Origin of the sequence: Sorangium sp. So ce448, from assembly GCF_051520915.1 — a bacterium.
Classification (GTDB): Bacteria; Myxococcota_A; Polyangia; order Polyangiales; family Polyangiaceae; genus Sorangium; species Sorangium cellulosum_B.
Genome location: NZ_CP150343.1, coordinates 13,452,354 through 13,470,398, shown reverse-complemented (window position 1 = coordinate 13,470,398; position 18,045 = coordinate 13,452,354). Strand labels below are relative to the sequence as shown.

12 protein-coding genes and 1 CRISPR repeat array are annotated in these 18,045 nt (G+C 70.1%); of the genes, 1 reads left to right on the top strand and 11 read right to left on the bottom strand.

Annotated features, from left to right (window positions below):
- Positions 1–119: 119 nt before the first annotated feature.
- Entirely contained in the window at positions 120–1,109 is a 990-nt protein-coding gene (locus tag WMF45_RS50695) for a hypothetical protein (RefSeq protein ID WP_437714635.1), read from the bottom strand.
- On the bottom strand, positions 1,106–2,527 hold the full coding sequence (locus WMF45_RS50690) for an aminotransferase class III-fold pyridoxal phosphate-dependent enzyme (protein WP_437714633.1): 1,422 nt from the start codon (positions 2,525–2,527) through the stop codon (positions 1,106–1,108). Before WMF45_RS50690 ends, WMF45_RS50695 begins: the two co-directional genes overlap by 4 nt.
- Before the next feature lie 81 nt (positions 2,528–2,608).
- Between WMF45_RS50690 and WMF45_RS50685 the strand changes: the two genes are divergently transcribed.
- Positions 2,609–4,051 (top strand): aldehyde dehydrogenase family protein, encoded by a 1,443-nt coding sequence (locus WMF45_RS50685; RefSeq protein WP_437714631.1) that lies wholly within the window; start codon positions 2,609–2,611, stop codon positions 4,049–4,051.
- Positions 4,052–4,119: 68 nt separating this feature from the next.
- On the opposite strand, the gene WMF45_RS50680 is transcribed toward WMF45_RS50685, so the two are convergent.
- The 9 genes from WMF45_RS50680 to WMF45_RS50640 all read right to left on the bottom strand — a co-directional run bounded on the left by WMF45_RS50680 (position 4,120) and on the right by WMF45_RS50640 (position 18,043).
- Positions 4,120–4,878: a DUF4142 domain-containing protein gene (locus tag WMF45_RS50680; protein ID WP_437714629.1), complete on the bottom strand. Its 759-nt coding sequence runs from the start codon at positions 4,876–4,878 to the stop codon at positions 4,120–4,122.
- 162 nt (positions 4,879–5,040) lie between these two features.
- Entirely contained in the window at positions 5,041–6,531 is a 1,491-nt protein-coding gene (locus tag WMF45_RS50675) for a ferritin-like domain-containing protein (RefSeq protein WP_437714628.1), read from the bottom strand.
- A gap of 254 nt (positions 6,532–6,785) precedes the next feature.
- Positions 6,786–7,817: a hypothetical protein gene (locus WMF45_RS50670; protein ID WP_437714626.1), complete on the bottom strand. Its 1,032-nt coding sequence runs from the start codon at positions 7,815–7,817 to the stop codon at positions 6,786–6,788.
- A gap of 193 nt (positions 7,818–8,010) precedes the next feature.
- Positions 8,011–9,042, bottom strand: a complete 1,032-nt coding sequence (locus tag WMF45_RS50665; protein WP_437719673.1) for a hypothetical protein — start codon at positions 9,040–9,042, stop codon at positions 8,011–8,013.
- Between the two features lie 2 nt (positions 9,043–9,044).
- Complete coding sequence (locus WMF45_RS50660; RefSeq protein ID WP_437714624.1) at positions 9,045–9,440, bottom strand: hypothetical protein; 396 nt, start codon at positions 9,438–9,440, stop codon at positions 9,045–9,047.
- Positions 9,441–10,584: 1,144 nt separating this feature from the next.
- Positions 10,585–13,915: a CRISPR direct-repeat array (repeat unit 36 nt; unit sequence GTGCTCAACGCCTTCCGGCATCACGGCGGGGATCGC).
- Between the two features lie 246 nt (positions 13,916–14,161).
- On the bottom strand, positions 14,162–14,458 hold the full coding sequence (gene cas2 / locus WMF45_RS50655) for a CRISPR-associated endonuclease Cas2 (protein ID WP_437589947.1): 297 nt from the start codon (positions 14,456–14,458) through the stop codon (positions 14,162–14,164).
- Between the two features lie 8 nt (positions 14,459–14,466).
- Positions 14,467–16,200, bottom strand: a complete 1,734-nt coding sequence (cas1, locus tag WMF45_RS50650) for a type I-MYXAN CRISPR-associated endonuclease Cas1 (RefSeq protein WP_437714622.1) — start codon at positions 16,198–16,200, stop codon at positions 14,467–14,469.
- Between the two features lie 152 nt (positions 16,201–16,352).
- A complete protein-coding gene (gene cas5, locus WMF45_RS50645) occupies positions 16,353–17,027 on the bottom strand; it encodes a CRISPR-associated protein Cas5 (protein ID WP_437714620.1) in 675 nt (224 codons plus the stop codon).
- Complete coding sequence (locus WMF45_RS50640; RefSeq protein WP_437714618.1) at positions 17,024–18,043, bottom strand: CRISPR-associated protein; 1,020 nt, start codon at positions 18,041–18,043, stop codon at positions 17,024–17,026. The genes cas5 and WMF45_RS50640 overlap by 4 nt, the downstream gene beginning before the upstream one ends.
- Positions 18,044–18,045 lie beyond the last annotated feature (2 nt).

Sequence of the window (18,045 nt, the reverse complement as noted above, 5' to 3'; positions counted from 1 at the left end):
CCCGCCTGGCCGCCACCGACCGCGCTCCGACGCGCCCCGGGCGGAGCCCTCGCAGGGCTCTCCGCCGGACAGCCGGCGCCTGCGACGGGTCACGGAGCCCCGAGGACGCCTCACCCCGGCTATCCCGAGGACCACGCCGCGCAGAGCCTCTCGAGCTCCCGCTCCGGCACGTCGAGCGGCGCCTTGCCGCGCCACGCCGGCGGGAACAGCGGCATCACCGCGCTCCGGAGCACCGGCGCGAACCCCGCCACCTCCGCCGGCCCCCGCGGGATCCGGATCAGGGGCACGCGCTCACCCGGGAACGCCGCCAGGCGCGCGAGCGCGTTCTCGCGGATCGGCGCGAGCTCGCTCGGGCTCACCTCGCGCGCGTGGACCGCCTGGTAATGGCGCAGAAACGACTCGGCCCGGGCGCGCGGGATCTCGTCGCGCTCCTCCTCGCCGACCTGGCGCACCACCGCGAGGAGCGGCAGCGGCACCGGCGTGACACCGAGCGCGGCGATATCGCGAAAATCCGGCTGCGCGTACGGGAGCACGTCCGGCGGGACGATCGCGAACCCCGCGCGCCCGTACGCGATGAGCCGCACCACGGTGTCGCGGTCGTCCGGGTCGACGGCCTCCATCTCGGCCGCGAGCATCACCTCCGCGCCGTCCCCGCCGGCTCCCTCGCCCCCTGCGAGCCCCGCGCCCTCGATCGCGCGGCGCGCGAGCGCGACCGGCGCCGCGCGCAGCAGGGCGGCGAGCCCGGTGCGGCGGAAGGCCGGCAGGACGAGCGCGTGCGACAGGAGCGCCACGCAGCGCCGCGCCGCGCGGTCCAGCGTGACGTAGCAATCGCGCACGCCGGCGAGGTGCCCCTCCGCGTCGCGCGCGAGCAGCAGGTGGTACGTCGCCGTGATGGGCGCCCCCGCGTCCGTGTGCGCCCCGGTGAGCCACGCCCAGAGCACCTCGCGGCGCTCGAGCTCGCCCTTCGGCCCGAAGACCGCGTCGAGCGCCCGGTAGCCCTCGTCGAACGCCGCGCCGTCCTGCGCCTCGTCCACGGAGAACTGCGCGAGCGCCCGCGCGACCTTCTCCGGCCCCTCCCCCGGGCAGACGTCGCGCGGATCGACGATCATCCGGCCATCTCGCGCAGCACCGCGTCGAAGACGCCGATCGCCTCGTCGACCTCCGGGACCGTCGTGATGAGGTGCGGCCGCAGCCGGACCGAGCGCGTCCCCGTGTAGCTCGCGAACACCCCGCGGCGGAGCGCGCGCGAGAGGAAATCGTCGCGCGCCGCGGTCGTCGGCAGGTCGAACGCGAGCAGGAAGCCGCGGCCGCGCGGCTCGCTCGCGAGCGCGGGGTAGCGCTCGCAGAGCTCCTCGAGCCGCGAGAGGAAGTGGCGGCCCGTCGCGCGCACGTTGCCGAGCAGGTCCTCGGACTCGATCGCGCGGAGCGTCGCCAGCGCGATCGCGGACCGCGCGCGGTCGCCGTTGCGCGTCTGGTACATGCGCCCGAACTGCGCGACGTCGTACGCGCTCGTCGCGAAGAACCCGCCCATCTGCATCTTCTTCCCGAAGCACATGAGATCGGGCGGGCGCGGCAGCTCGAGCTGCTCGTGCGCCCAGAGCGTGCCGGTGATCCCCATGCCGGTCTGCACCTCGTCCAGGATGAACGCCGCGCCCGCCTTCCCGGCGAGCTCCTGCGCGCGGCGGAAGAAGGCTGCGCTCGCGTGCCGATCGCCCCCCTCGGACTGCACGGGCTCGACGATCAGGGCGGCCACCCGGCCGCCGTGCGCGTCGAGGATCCGCTCGAGCGCGGCGAGGGCCTCCGCCTCGGCGCGGTCGTTCTCGTCGGCGAAGCGCGCCAGCGGGAAGCGGCTCGCGGGGAACGGCGCCGTCGGCCAGGGGAACGCGGGCAGGTCGGCCTTGTGGATCACCTTCGAGTGCGTGGCGGACATCGGCCCGAGGCCCCGGCCGTGGAACGCGCCGGCGAACGACACGACCACCGCGTCGGTGCCCGCGTTGTCGAGGATGCTCTTCTGCTGCTCCTCCGGCAGCTCGAGCGGGTTCCTCGGCAGCCCGGCGGCCTCCCGCCGGCGCTCGCCGTGCCGGATGAACGCCGCCTTGATCGCGGACTCGACGCCCTCGCCCCCGGCGTCCACGCAGAAGACGCGCGCCATGCCGCGCGGCGCGAACCGCTGCTCGAGCGCCTCCACGAACTCGAACCAGGCCGGCGTCGTCACGAACGGCGTCGACGTCGGGTTCGCGACGGCGCGGATGAAGGCCTCGCGGTGCGCCACCTCGACAAGCGCGGGGTGGTTGTAGCCGAGCGCCCCGAGCGCGAAGTTCGCGAACAGGTCCAGGAACACGTTGCCGTCCACGTCGACGAGCGAGCACCCGCGGCTCGCGATGTCATCCATCACGACCGCGCGGTACCTCGACTGCATGTCGAAGCCGCCGCGCGCCATCCAGGCGCGCGCCTTCGGCCCGGGCAGCTCGGTGACGACTCTTCGCGGAGGGACGGACGGGAGCGTGGGGCGATCGGAGAAATCCATAGGCAGCGCGAGTATCCCGCACGCCGGGGCGCGTGTCATCGCCGCTTGCCGCGCCCGGGTGCGCGGGTTTACGACGGGGGCATGGGTGACACGCGCGAGACGGTGAAGGGTCTTTGGATCGACAACGCCGAGAGGGAGGCGCTCTCGGGCGAGACGTTCGAGACCGCGAACCCCGCGACGGGCGGGGCGCTCGCGCGGCTCGCCCGCGGCCGCCGCGAGGACGTGGACGCCGCCGTGGCGTCCGCGCGCGCGGCGTTTCCGCGCTGGGCGGCGATGGATCCGAACGAGCGCGCGCGCATCCTGTGGAAGGCGGGGGAGCTGATCCTCGCGCGGTGCGAGGAGCTGGCGCGGCTCGAGGCGCTCGACACGGGCAAGCCGATCACGGCCGCGCGGACGCTCGACGTGCCGCGCACGGCGGACACGTTCTTCTACTTCTCCGGGTGGGCGACGAAGCTCGGCGGCGAGACGATCCCGGTGCGGGGTCCGTTCCTGAACTACACCGTGCGCGAGCCGCTCGGCGTCATCGGCGCGATCATCCCCTGGAACTTCCCGCTCTTGCTCGCGGCGCGGAAGGTGGCGCCCGCGCTCGCGGTGGGCAATGTGGTGGTCGTCAAGCCGCCGGAGGAGGCGAGCCTCACGACGCTGGAGCTGGCGCGCCTCCTCGCGGAGGCGGGGGTGCCGCCGGGCGTCGTCAACGTCGTCACGGGGCACGGCGAGGAGGCGGGGGCTGCGCTCGTCGAGCACCCGGGCGTCGCGAAGATCTCGTTCACGGGCGGCACGGAGACGGGCAGGACGATCATGCGCGCGGCGGCGGGCACGCTGAAGAAGCTGTCGCTGGAGCTGGGCGGCAAGAGCCCAAACATCGTCTTCGCGGACGCGGACGTGGAGAGCGCCGCGAAGGCGGCGGTGACGGCGATCTTCTACAACCAGGGCGAGCTCTGCACGGCGGGGAGCCGGCTCCTCGTGGAGCGGTCGGTGCACGACCGGGTGCTGGAGGTGGTCACGAGCGGCGCGCGCCGGCTGGTCCCTGGCGATCCGCTCGATCCATCGACGCAGCTGGGCCCCCTCGTCTCGGAGGCGCACTTCACGAAGGTGCTCGGCTACATCGACCGTGGCGCGGCCGAGGGGGCGCGCCGCGAGACCGGCGGGCGCCGCGAGGGCCCGGGGTTCTTCGTCGAGCCGACGGTGTTCTCGGCGGTCTCCCCGTCGATGGCCCTCGCCCGCGAGGAGATCTTCGGCCCGGTGCTGGCTGTCCTCCCCTTCGACGACGTGGAGGAGGCCGCGCGCGTCGCGAACGCGACCGAGTTCGGCCTCGCGGCGGGCATCTGGACGCGCGACGTCGGCAAGGCGCACGCGCTGGCCGCGCGCCTCTCGGCGGGCACGGTCTGGATCAACACGTACAACCGCTTCGACGCGGCGAGCCCGTACGGCGGAACCAAGCAATCCGGCTTCGGGCGCGAGAACGGCCGCGCGGTGCTGGACGAGCTGACGCAGCTCAAATCGGTCTGGGTCTCTCTGAGCTGAGCGGGACGCATCGGCGCTGACGACGCGCCCCGCTCTCGTCTCCTTCTCCCGTCCTGGCCTGCGGCCGGCTACTTCGGCGGGGGCGCGGCCTCCTTCGTGCCAGGGGCCGGCGGCTGGGTCCCTGTCGCGCCCGCGCCCGCCGGGCCGAGCTTCTGCGAGAGCGCCTCCGCGTCCTTCAGGTGCTTCTCGATCGTCGGCCGGAGGTCCTTCTCGACCATCGCCTTCAGATCGGCGTTCTTCGCGTTCGGCAGCGCCTTCCTGTCGAGGAAGTCGAGCGTGTTCTGGTGATCCTTGATCATCGTGGCCACGAACTGCTGATCGAAATCGGCTCCTTGCAGCGCCTTCAGCTGCTCGAGCGCGCTTTGCGTCTCGTCGGTGAGCTGCTTGCTCTTGTCCGAGTCCGCCGCCGTGATACCGAGCTTCTTGACCAGCTTGGCCTGCTTCGCCTTGGCCTCGGTGTGGTGCTGGGCGATGGCCTTGGCATAGGCCTTCACGTCCTTGCTCTTGGCCTTCGTCTGCGCGAGCTGGGCCTCGTCGATCTCCTTCTTGTTCGAGGCGTCGAGCACGGCGAGGATCTGCTCGTCGGTCAGCGGGGCCTCGGCCGGGGCGCTCGGCGTCGTGGCCGTCCCCGCCTGCGGCTCGGTGCCGGGCGGCGGAGCCGGCGGCGTCGCGGGAGGGGCCGCCTCCGGCAGCGGCGGGGCGGCGGTCGGGGCCGGCTGCGGTGGTGCTTCGTTCGGGCTCGGGCTGCTCGCCGGGGGCGTGTTGGAGCAGCCGACGCCGACAGCGAGACCGATCGTCAGGACGAGAGCGTTGCGCGATGCGACCATGGGTAAAGACCTCCTCACGTGGATTCGAGTGCCGGCCCCCGTGCAAGATCCGGTGCACCGCACGGGTGCACCCTTTTCTCCCGAGTCCACGCGACTGCCCCCTCCTCGCTGTGGCAAGTTGCTACGGGAGTGGGCGAATCTGCCTCATCAGTCCGCTTGCGGTCAGGAGGATGCCTGTGGCGGACTCGACGGTTGCGCGGCGATTCTGTCGCACGACAGCCCCGGTAAGGCCGCGCGGCACGGCGCGATGACCTCGGCGAGCACCTCGCGGCGCAGCGCCCCGAGCGCGCGCGCCGGGAGCAGGCCGAGCGCCTCGTGCACGGCGGGCCCGGGGGCCGGGTCGACGGCGTAGCGGGCGGCGGCGCGGGAGAACGCCCGCTCCGCCGCGGAGCGCGCCGGCTCGCCGAACGTCGCGAGCATCCACGAGAGCGCCCTCCACGAGAGCGCCGCGTGCCGCTCCTCGTCGGCGGCGATGCGCGCGAACGTGGCCGCGAGCGCCGGATCCCCCGCGCGCTGCGCGATCTCACGGCCTTCCGCAGCGCCCAGCGCCTCACCCACGCAGCCCTCCTCGACGAGCGCCTCCACCACCTCGGCGACGCCGGCGCCGAGCGGCGCCGTGGCCGCCTCGAGCAGCGGCCCGGGGCCGATGGCCCGGCCGGCGAGGCGGGAGGCGACGCCGTAGGCGAGGCGCGCATGCTCCACCTCGTCGAGCGCGGCGCGGTGCGCCTCGCCGACGAGGGCGGCCGGCGCGCCCAGCGCGAGGAGCTGGAGGGAGAAGCGGGCGAAGCTCGCGACGGACGCGTGCTCGAGCGCGGCCACGGCGGCGTAGTGCGCCGCGGCGAGCTCGCGCACCTCGGGCGAGAGGGACGCGACGTCGAGCTCGGCGCGAGCGCGCCAGTCGTCGCGCGCGGCGCCCTGCGCGGCGCGCGGCTGCCCGTCGACGACGAAGGGGCGGCCGATGGCGCAGGAGATCCCGGCGCACTCCCAGCGCACGCTCTCTCCCTCCGGGTCGGTGACGACGCAGGCGGCGCCGCGGCTCTCGTCAGAAGATCGGCAGTCCGCGTCGCTCTGACAGGTATCTTCCTTGGTGCGGCAGGCGAGCGTCACCTGCTCCCAGCAGCCATTGAAATACGCCGACAGGCCGCAGGTGCTGCCGGGGCAATCGGCGTCGACCGAGCAGAGGGCCTTTGCGCAGACCGAGTGCTGCTCCCGGAGGGCGCCAGTCCCCTTGCACACGCAGGCCTCGGACGCGCCGCACTCCGCGTCGCTCTCGCAGGCGTACTCGCAGCCGCAATACGCGCCGATCTGCCCGAACGAGCTCACGCACTTTCCGCGGGGTCCCTCCTTGCAATCGGCGTCCGTCTTGCACTGGAACGTTCGCTCCGTGCCGCTGCACGCGCGCTGATCGATGGTCGCGTCGCACCGGACCCGCGTGGCGCGGTGCACGGTGCCGTCCCGCTCCTTGACCCAGCCCACGCCGCGCGGCGGCCGGGGCCCGGGCGACGCTTGTTCGTCCGGGACGCCGGCGTCGGGGGGCGTGGCCTGCGGCTCGCCGAGCGTGACGACTGCGATCTCGGGGCTCTTCGCGTTGGAGCAGCCGGCGGCGCCAGCGGCGAGGAGGAGGGTCATGCGGAGCGAGCGATGGCGTTCCATTCGCGGAAGGGTAGCAGAGGGGCGCGCGAGGCCGGATCGATGGGCTCGGGGATGCTGCACGCCGGCGCCGACGCAGGGCGGGCGGAGCGCGTGGCGCAGGAGCTCGCGGTCGATCCGGGACAAGACGGACCGCGTGGAGCAGCAGCTCGCGGTCGATCCGGGACAAGGCGGAGCGCGGCGCTGGCGAGCTCGCGGAGGTGGTGAGGCGTGAAGGCAGAGTACGACGTACCGGCACGACGATCGGGCGAGGCGCTCTACCGTGCCGCGAGACCGCCAACGGGACCGTCCGCCGTGGTGATCCGGGTGACGCAAGGCAAACCTCGACGATCGAAGCGACATCCCCAGGCACGGTCGGCGTCGTACGCGACACAACCACCGATGGCCACCGGCGGTGCTGCTCGCAGGCTCGGCAACGATTCAAGTATCGCTTCGCCCCCGGCATGCCATCGAAAGGACCATCTGTTCATTTCGGAAGGTTTCTCCGGGTGTTCCTGGCACTCGACAAAGCGCCCACCGCCGTGCCGGCTCCACTCGAGCAATCGCCTGGGCACATAGAGGTCCCCGACGTGCGAGAGCCATTCTCTCAGGCCAGGGCTGTCAGCTTGCCCATTGACGAAGACCCTGGTCGACGTGATCCATTCACCGGACAGCTGCCTCAAGAGCAGCTCATCAAAGCGCGACAGCAATAGCTTTTTCTCGACTCGCCTAGGGAAATACCCGGCATGATAGCGGCCAAGATTTGCCAGCTGTGGGTGGAGCGCGTCGCCCGCAGCGCACAACCTGGAGAGGGCGACGGGAGAGCGGTCACACCACAATTTCCACACGGTGGCGAGGAGCGCGACCTCGAGCTCCGAGCATTCGGTCACGGCTGGATTCCGTCGCAGAGCGTCCGCGACGTCGAAAAACGCCTCTTCCGTCGGGTCCTGGCCGTGCGGGAACGGCACGGCGATGTCCGACCTGAGAGCAATGAGTTTTATCTGGCGCCTTCGCTCCGCTCCCGAGGCACAGATTCTACACAAGCTCAGCAACCCGTTGATCGTCGGCGGAATGGCCACGCAGATAGGTATATCTGCAGAGCAGGCGAGCTCCTTGCTGAGCTTTGCCGATGGCTGCCTTCCCCAGTATCCAGTGCGCGCGGCGCGATGACGCCTCGGGTCCGAGCTCGACGGACCAAGAAGAAGATTGTCATCGTCGACGACGACGGGAGACACGATCTTCTTGAGTTCCGACTGTGCGATTCCACCGATCGCGACATACACGGCATCATTCTGCAAGGAGATCATCATCGATAACCGCACGATCTACAGTTGCACACCGGCGGATATACCTCAGGGAGCGCAGGAGGAGCGGCTCGCGCACCACTGCTCCCCCGCCGCGTGCTCAACGCCTTCCGGCGTCACGGCGCGGATCGCTCCGCCCAAAGAGCCAGCGGTGCCCGTGCCCTCGGTCGGGCGCGCTGGTTGGAGCCGCTGCTGTCCCTCACAGGCGAGCGAGCCGACCATCTTCGAGCAGCACCCACGGGGCCGAGGCTGAGTACGCCTCTGTCCCGGCAACGGGCAGGCTTGGCGCATCCGTCAGCTGGTCAAGCCCCTCGTCTCGGAGTCGCGTCCCACGCTCGGTGAGGCGGTAGACGCTCGAAAGCATCGGGTAGCCAGCGCCTGGCGGCTTTGGGCCAGGCCCGCGCTCCACAGCCGCACTCGAGTCGTGGTCTGCCCAGTGCTCCAGCCGGCGCGGCAGGAACAGGTCGCCCGTACAGAAGAGCAAATGCCACATGTCCACGAGCGTCTCCGACTTCTGGGCGGCCACGCCCGCTGGCGTCTGCCACTCAGGCAACAGGCGAGAAAGCGTGATCTCGTCGAAACGACTCAGGCGCAAGGCTGCTTCCGTGGTCCTTCTTGGAAAGAAGGAAGAGAGGAACGCCCACAGGGGAGCGAGCTCCGGAAAGCTGGTGTCACCAGCAGAGCAGCTCTCCACGAACGGCAAGGGGTCCTCGTCGACGTAGCTGTTCCAGAGGCGAACGGCGCGAGCATAGCGTTCAGGCGGCCAGGGGCTCGCCTTTTCGATTCGCGCGAGAAGGGCTTCGTCAGGGTGGTCGGACACCGAATGACTGCAATCAAACGGTCGCTTCGATCCCTCGTGACTTCTTGCTCTTGAACGGACGACGGGCTCAAGCTCGAGGATGAGGATGTCGTCGCAGGCGAGCCCCAGGTCGCGCAACCAGCTACAGGTCCGCCAGAGGTTCACCCGCTCGTGGAGGCTCGATGATACCCACGTTACGACAGGCAACTCCCACCGGGTCTCCGACGAATAGAGGCTATCCCACAGCTCGTCCGAGCTCCACCAAATCTGACGCTGCCGGACATGCTCAAGAGGACTCGGGCGGCTCGGTCCGGTGAGAAGGCGGTCGGAAGCGAGCACGACACGGGTCGCGCCGATGCGAAGCAGTTGCTCTGCGGTCGGCGCGTCGAAGGCGACGTGCGTCGCCGTGCGAATGTCAACGAGCGGTGTCATGCTCAACGAAACCCGCAGCTATAGCACTCTCTGTACTTGTAATCATGCTCCTGCCAGCAATTGTCCTGGCAGATGGCGCAGAGCGTGTAGCCTGTGGTGATGTAGCGGTTGCATGGATAGCCCTTTGCGACGCAGGCGTCGTACATCTCGGTGCATTTGTTGATTGGTGAGCACCCTGCCATCAGCTCGAACGATTCGCTGCCTACGTCTTCGGCTCCGCCTTCGTCACCTGGTCCGAGATAATCTCCCGCCCCTACGGATCCTGTCGGGTATCCAGCACCCGCGCTTCCCGGCTCCACCGTGTCGCAAGTATAGGACAAGTCGCATGCAGACGTGAGCACCATTCCAAGGACGCCGCACAGCACGAGCGCGCTCGCCTTCTTCAGGCCACCTCCCATGTTTCCTCTCTTTCCGGACACGCGCACCGTTCTCCCACCGGAAGGCGACGTCAATGGTGATCCGAGCGACAATACATCCGCGCGAGCCTGCCACCGGCGGACCAAGCGCAAGCGCGACCGGTCGCGGCGGTGGACCGGAGCGCGCGTCAGCGAGCTTGGCACTGTCTCGTCCACCGGTGGCTCGCTACGTTCAAAACGGATCGTTCGACGGCTCGCCGTCCGCTATGAGCGTTGGCCTGGCCCGTCCGTCTCCGTGTGACGTCCGTGTGCCCGACGTCAGGGGAGGGCACGGGGCTCCATGGGCGAGCGTCGGCCGGGCCGTCGCGCGCAGATGACGAAGCGAACGGCGCCCGTGTCCCGGCGCCGTCGGTCGCTGAAAAGTGGACCTCCACTGGGCCGACGTGCGACCCCGCGTGTCGGCGCGCGTCCCGGTGAACGACCTGAAGGCTCGGAGGTGGTGCTCCGGGCCTTCACTCTTCGGGCCGCCGGCTGGGAGATCGTCCGCGACGACGGCGGCGGACGGCCACTTCTCGGCGGTCGAAGCGCTGGCCTACGCCCCCGGGACCGGCGAGGTCCCGCCGGCTCGCGCCGCCTCGGGTCCGGGGAGCCAGGTGGGTCGGCCCGTCCAACTTCACGCGGTTTCCGAGGAGCATCGACAGGATCACGGCGACGACCGCGTGAAGGTCGCCCACGAGCTTGGGGGGCTCAACGGCATCACGGCGGGGGATCACGTGCCTTGGCGTTCATCGCGCCCGTGTTCTGCGTGTGCTCAACGCCTTCCGGCATCACGGCGGGGATCGCAGGGCGGCGTCGCTCAGCTGCTAGGCCGCATAGAGTGCTCAACGCCTTCCGGCATCACGGCGGGGATCGCAGGACTCCGCGATAGAGGTCACCGACGTCTGGATGGTGCTCAACACCTTCCGGCATCACGGCGGGGATCGCCAACAAGCAGTCGAAGCAAACGCCTATCTCTACTGCGGGAAGTTGCCCCGGATCAGCAGAAAAACCGCCAAGGCGCCGAGGCCGCCAAGAGAAGAAGGGGAGGGCCGTCCCGGCATTCCCCCTCTGATTTCCCTGGTTTCTTGGCGCCCTTGGCGGCTTGGCGGTTCGCTTCTCAGGGCCCTCTGTGCCGTCGAACGCCCACTGTGCTCAACGCCTTCCGGCATCACGGCGGGGATCGCCGATCGATAAGCTCTCGGATTCGCGCTGCGACAACGTGCTCAACGCCTTCCGGCATCACGGCGGGGATCGCGCCCGAGATCGTGACCACGAGGAACCACAGGCCCAGGTGCTCAACGCCTTCCGGCATCACGGCGGGGATCGCCGCGGCAATGCGAGCAGAGCAGCCGCCGCTCCTTGTGCTCAGCGCCTTCCGGCATCACGGCGGGGATCGCCAGGGCCAGCTCGGCGAGCAGTTCGACGTTGGCGCGTGCTCAACGCCTTCCGGCATCACGGCGGGGATCGCAATGGGGCGGTGTCCTGCAGCTGGTCGCCCAGGTGGTGCTCAACGCCTTCCGGCATCACGGCGGGGATCGCCCGTCCGGACCCTTCCGGGTCTCGAGCTCGAGCTTGTGCTCAACGCCTTCCGGCATCACGGCGGGGATCGCCTCCGAGCAGAACGACCTCGCGTTGGCGAACATCCCTGAGGTGCTCAACGCCTTCCGGCATCACGGCGAGGATCGCGACCGAGGCCACGCCGTGTGGGCGGTCGAGGCGCCGGCGTGCTCAACGCCTTCCGGCATCACGGCGGGGATCGCATCGCAAGACGGAATCGACCCGGCGCGATGTCCACCTGTGCTCAACGCCTTCCGGCATCACGGCGGGGATCGCCTCCGGGATCGCGCGCCCCTGGCCGTCTCCGCTGTGCTCAACGCCTTCCGGCATCACGGCGGGGATCGCCGCGACGGGCAGGGCGAGCCCGTCATGGCGTACTACCTGTGCTCAACGCCTTCCGGCATCACGGCGGGGATCGCAGGACACGCTGGGCGAGGCCGGCATCACCGGGCTCCGGTGCTCAACGCCTTCCGGCATCACGGCGGGGATCGCATCCAGCGACCTGCAGCGGCCCGCCTTGAACTGCGTGCTCAACGCCTTCCGGCATCACGGCGGGGATCGCCTGCCGTCCCGCTCCACATCCGCGCCGCGTCGTTGTGCTCAACGCCTTCCGGCATCACGGCGGGGATCGCATGAGCAGTTTGCCGCGAGAAGTTTTTGATGCGTGGTGTGCTCAACGCCTTCCGGCATCACGGCGGGGATCGCCAGGGGACGGGATCCAGGTCCCCGGAGAGGGCAAGGTGCTCAACGCCTTCCGGCATCACGGCGGGGATCGCACGCGCGCGACGACATCCGCCGCCGCGTTTGCAAGTGCTCAACGCCTTCCGGCATCACGGCGGGGATCGCAAGACGGTCGGCGCGGCCGCGTTGACCACCGTGTTGTGCTCAACGCCTTCCGGCATCACGGCGGGGATCGCAGGGCTTGACGGCCCACCACGCGGCGTCCCTGAGGTGCTCAACGCCTTCCGGCATCACGGCGGGGATCGCACGACCGCGGAGCCGTCGGGCTGCGGCTCGGCCGAGTGCTCAACGCCTTCCGGCATCACGGCGGGGATCGCCAAGGTGGGTTCTGGCGTAACCCTGCCACCGATGTAGTGCTCAACGCCTTCCGGCATCACGGCGGGGATCGCAGGACAGGAATCTTCGAGCCCTTGGGGGAGTGGTCGTGCTCAACGCCTTCCGGCATCACGGCGGGGATCGCCGGCCGAGTACCCGCGGGCGGTGGACTTCGACGAGTGCTCAACGCCTTCCGGCATCACGGCGGGGATCGCCGCCTCGTCCTGCAGGTGCTCGTGGGCCCGGACGAGGTGCTCAACGCCTTCCGGCATCACGGCGGGGATCGCAGCATCGAGAGGAAGTCAGCGGATCTCTGTGCCTGTGTGTGCTCAACGCCTTCCGGCATCACGGCGGGGATCGCAGAGGATGGCCGCGCGCTCAAGGCCAGAACTCCCGGGTGCTCAACGCCTTCCGGCATCACGGCGGGGATCGCTCGGGCCAGCGCCGCTCGTGCAGGAGCCGCACGAGCTGTGCTCAACGCCTTCCGGCATCACGGCGGGGATCGCCTCGCTCCTCCCTTCTCTCCCTCCCCTCCTTTCTTGTGCTCAACGCCTTCCGGCATCACGGCGGGGATCGCTCGCAACGCAGAGCGTCCCCTCGCTCCACGCACTGTGCTCAACGCCTTCCGGCATCACGGCGGGGATCGCAAGGAGCGCGGGTGGGTGCGCCCGCTCGACAAGGCGTGCTCAACGCCTTCCGGCATCACGGCGGGGATCGCTGTCGGCGTTGCGCATCTTGGCCTGCGCCTTGGCGTGCTCAACGCCTTCCGGCATCACGGCGGGGATCGCATGCCTCTGCGAAAGGCCAAGGCCGCTGCGGCCATGTGCTCAACGCCTTCCGGCATCACGGCGGGGATCGCTCACCGCGACAAGCACCCGTGTCCGCTCTCGCTCGTGCTCAACGCCTTCCGGCATCACGGCGGGGATCGCTCCCAACGCTTGAGCACTCGGTGCACGATCCGCATGTGCTCAACGCCTTCCGGCATCACGGCGGGGATCGCACGCATGAGCGTCAGCGTGCCTTTAATCGTCAGCTCGTGCTCAACGCCTTCCGGCATCACGGCGGGGATCGCAGACTCGCCTCGAGCTCTCCACGACGCTTGCGCGGTGCTCAACGCCTTCCGGCATCACGGCGGGGATCGCGACCGAGGCCGGGAAGTTCAAGGACCCGATCGAACTGTGCTCAACGCCTTCCGGCATCACGGCGGGGATCGCTGCCGTCGACAAGGGACGATCACCGCGACGATGATGTGCTCAACGCCTTCCGGCATCACGGCGGGGATCGCACGGAGCGCGTGCTCCCGCCGTTGGTCAGGCCCACGGTGTGTGCTCAACGCCTTCCGGCATCACGGCGGGGATCGCTTGCGATCGGTCAGGTCGCCGGAAAGTCCACAGCGGTGCTCAACGCCTTCCGGCATCACGGCGGGGATCGCGCGCCATCCGCTCCGCGAGCAGAGCCGCAACGCTCTCCTGTGCTCAACGCCTTCCGGCATCACGGCGGGGATCGCCCGAGAAGCGCACGCTCGAGGAGGTCCGGCAGATGTGCTCAACGCCTTCCGGCATCACGGCGGGGATCGCTGCTCGCCGGATGCGCATAGACGCGGAGCTCCGGGCGTGCTCAACGCCTTCCGGCATCACGGCGGGGATCGCCGATCACCTGCGCGCGCTCGTCGCGGCGAGCCTTGTGCTCAACGCCTTCCGGCATCACGGCGGGGATCGCTTGTTTACTCGGCTACTCGGCCGGGTGTCTCCGCGGGTGCTCAACGCCTTCCGGCATCACGGCGGGGATCGCGTCAAACCGATCATGACATCGGCGACCGAATCCTCTATGTGCTCAACGCCTTCCGGCATCACGGCGGGGATCGCCCCGCCCCCACAACCCATCGATATTACTCACCAATTTCCACACTCCAGCAAGCACCTCCCTTCCCGGCCCCCGTCCACGCCCGGCTCGCGTGCGCGCTCCTCGTCCAGCAGCGTCTTCCCGCGCGTCGAGGCCCATTCACGCACCTGCCCAGCCTTGCTCACCACGCAAATTATCGTAATCACTGGGTTAGAATGTCAAGGACCAGGGCGCGCGAGCCATCGCGCGCCGGTGCTTGATCCTTCGCCTCACACGATCCGGAACGGCGGCGGCTCCAGATCGAGCGGCGTCAGATCGTTGCCCTGAACGGTGACCCTGGTGGCGCAGTCCGGGCAAAGTCGGATGACCATCAGGCGGTCCGTCGGGGCGATGAGCCCGGTCAGCTCGAAGCGCAGGCGCGCGAGCTCGCGCCCCGTCCCGCGTACGCGGAAGACCGAGTACTGAACGGGCTTGCCCCAGGCGCTCAGCACCTTGTGCACCTTGCGCAGCGCCTTGGGCTCGGAGACGTCGTACACGACGAGATGCCAGTGACGGGGCTCGGGCATGGGGACCTCTATCGGATTCGAAAACGGGCAAACAGACCAGGTTCGCCCGACCACTCTTTCTCCAGGAGCCGCGCTTCGAGCTCCATCATCCGCGCATAGGAGAGAGAGAAGCCGAGCACGTCGTGGCGGTATTCCTCGTGCTTGCGGCGCTCGTACACCTCGATGAACGCACGGCGGCCAGCGTCCGACAACCAGACCTGACGGCCCGTGATCACGAAGTCGCGCTCCGGGTCGAACGTCCGGCGGTTGACGGCGCCGAGGACCGCCATGTCGACCACCGGGACCCGGAACAGCTCCGTCAGATCCAGGGCCAGCGGGAACGCCGCGGAACGTGGCTGGTGCAGCACACCGAAGCCGGGCTCCAGCCCCACCCTGAGGATCGCGCTCAGCACGTCCCGGTAGAGCAGCGTGTAGCCGAAGGAGAGCAGCGCGTTGAAGCGATCCTCCGGCGGCCGGCGAGAGCGACCGCGCGGCCGCAGCGCGTCTCCAGCCTCCGGGTGAACGAGCGCCGCGAGCGCGCCGAAGTAGCCGCGCGCGGCGCTGCCCTCCTGACCGATGAGCGACGTACGATCGACCGCCTTCGCCGCGCGGCGAAGGCCGCCGCGCAGCATCTCGATCGGCTCCTCGATGCCCGCGCGCACCGCGCCGTCCTTGCGCGACGCCCTGAGGACATGGCGAAGCTGCATCTCGATTTTCGCCATCACCAGCCGCCGGGCGAGCCCGATAGCGAACGCGTCGTCCGTCAGCCCGCGGAACTGGCGGATCCTCCGCTGCACCCCCGAGCTCCCGCCGCTGAACACGCCGACGTGCGCCCCGCCGGCGGCGACGAAGTGGACCGCGATCTCCTCGGCCGCACAGAGCCGCAGCGCCTGCGTCGTGATCTGCGCATGCCCATGCACGACGATGTCGCTCACCTCCCGCGCCCCGATCCGCGTGCGCTCGCCTTCGCGCTCGCTCACCTCGAACGCGTCGGAGGAGCGACCGACCCGGGCCCCATGGCTGACGACGTGCAGCGATCGCCGCTCCGTGTCCGGCGGATACAGCCGCACCGGTGAAGGGAGCGCCTCCGCCGCCGCACCGCGAACCGCCCCGGCGCCCCCCGGCGCGAGCGCGCCCGGTGTCCCCCGCTCGGCCGCCGGCGACGAGTGCGCCTCCGCCTCCGCGAAGCGAGACTCCTCGGGGAGGCAAACGGGCGCCAGAGAGCAGCGCACGCACTTGCGCTCGTCGTCCGTCACCCGGGGACGGTCCGGAGAACGCGCGAGCTCTCGCGCGCGGGCGACGGCTCGCACCACAGCGGCGCGCTCCGCCTCGGCGATCGGCAGGCGCACCGTCACACCGTCTCGGTGATACCGGATGCGCGCCTCGGCGACCGGTCTGCCAGCGTGCTCCTCCAGGAGCATCGCGTACGCCGCGGCCTGCACGGCGTCGCTCTCCCACGCCGCGGGTTCGCCGCCGGCCCCGCGTCGGGCCCGGCCGCGCTTGTGCTCCACCGGGTACAGCTCGCCGCTGCGCCGGCGGAGCGCGTCCAGCCGCCCTCGGATACCCAGCGCGGCCGACTCGAGCGTCATCTCGACGACGTCGCCAGGCTCGTCGAGCTCGGCGTGGAGCTGCCGGCCCGCCCACACCGCCTCGTCCGCCACACGGATCTCCTCGACCTCCTCGAGGTAGAAGAGGCGCTCGCAGTACGCGAGCGCGTGGAGCGACATGACGCGCAAGGTGGGCTCGGCGGTCTCGGAGGACATGACACGCTCCTTCGCAGGCGCTCGCACGGGCCATCTGCCAGCGCCGCTCTCAGGCCATTCTCGATAACTGCCTCCCCACGTTCCAGTGGAAATAGCGGCGCGCTATCGGCAATGCTCCGCAGAAGCGCCGGGAAACCGCCGCCTTCGGCGGCTCATGCGCGACGCCCGGGGCGCGGATCCTCGATCGCCACGAAGTGCTCCGGCGGAGGCGAGGGGGAGCTCTCCTTCGGCTCCGCATCGAAGTGAAATCGACGCCAGCGCGTATCGAGGGAGCCCACGTGATCGACCCACGTGGGCAGCTCCACCTCCCCGGCCTCGTCCGGCACCAGCGACCGCCACCGCCCCTCGGGCCGCCGCACCAGCGTCACCGCGTCGACCGCGTCGTCGCTGAGGCCCAGGCACACGATGCCGCTCCGCGTGACGGTCTCCGGCGACAGCACGGCGCGCTCCACGCGCTCCTCCAGCCGCGCGCCCCCCGCGCCGTGGCGCGCCGCTCCGACCTCGCCGGAGCTGTCGATCCAGCAGAGGAAATCGAGCCCGCAGAGCGTCTCGACGAAGTCCGGTGCGTTGCCGAGCTTCTCCTGCTTGGTGGCGACACCGTACTTGTAACGGCTCAGCTTGCGGAGCGTCGTCGCGACGGCCGGCTGGCGCGCGTACGCGAACGCAAGGCGGACCCCCACGTGGCGCGCGCGCGAGCGCTCGCCCACGAGCGACAGGAGCATGCCGTAGACCGTCGCCGGCGGCGCGAACGGGTAGCTCTCCGCAAACGAGCGCGCGTACGATCGGCGAAAGCTCGCGTACGGCGCCTGGACGCGTACGGTGATCATCCCTTCGCGCCGGGCGCGGCGACCGCCGCGAACAGGCCTCCAAGCCTGGCGATGCGCGCGCGCGCCTCGGCTCCTGCCGCCGCGATCCCGGGCAGCACCGTCGCGCCGAGCTCCCTGAGCCGCGCACCGGCGGGTGTGGCGACCAGCTCGCCGGCCACGATGAGCTCACCCGCGGGCACGTCGCCGCTCTCCACGCGCTGGAGCAGACGATCGACCTTATAGGTACGGCGCGCCTCGTCGTGCTCGAAGCAGTTCTGGATCCGCGGCGAGTGCGCTTGGGTGAGGCGGAGGACGATCGACGCCGGAGAGAAGTCATACGCGAAGCGCGCGTGATTCCCCGCGACCGGCGGCGGGTCGAGGATCGCATCGACGAGGTGGCCGATGTTCCTCTTGTCCACGACGTCGCCGAGGTTCAGCCCGAACGAGTACTGATACTCGGTCGTGTGCATCTCCGCGCTGTAGAGCGAGAGCTTGCCCTTCTCCTTCTCGCCGCTGACGGCGTTGTACGAGAGCTCTCCGCGGTACGGGCGCAGCGACACGGCACGACCGATCGCGAGCGGGCTGGGGCGCTTCGTGGTCTTGCCCTTCACCTTCGGTTTCGCGGCCTGCTTGCCCTTCTTGCCGCTGCTCCCCTTCGCGCCCGAGGCGTCCGCATCCTCCTCGCCCTCGTCGCCGTCTTCTTCCTCTCGCTCCTTGGCCGCCGCCGCCGCGTCCATGAAGCCCATGAGGTCGTCATCGACGAAGACCTCGCCGGATGGGTCCCACCCTGCCCGCTTCTCATCCACGTACTCCAGCCTGCCCAGGGTGCCGCTATAGCTGCGGTTGACCCGGAGCCCCTGGAGCTGAAAGCGGTAGCGGATCGCGAAGCGGATCGACTCCGCCGACACGCTCGTGTGGAGGTCGTCCTGAAGGAAGACCTTCTGCAGCGTCGTCGTGTTCCCGATGTTCTCGCCGCGGTTGTTGGCAGCGACCGCCTCACCCGTCAGCACCGTGCCATAGAGATAGTTCGTGGCCATCG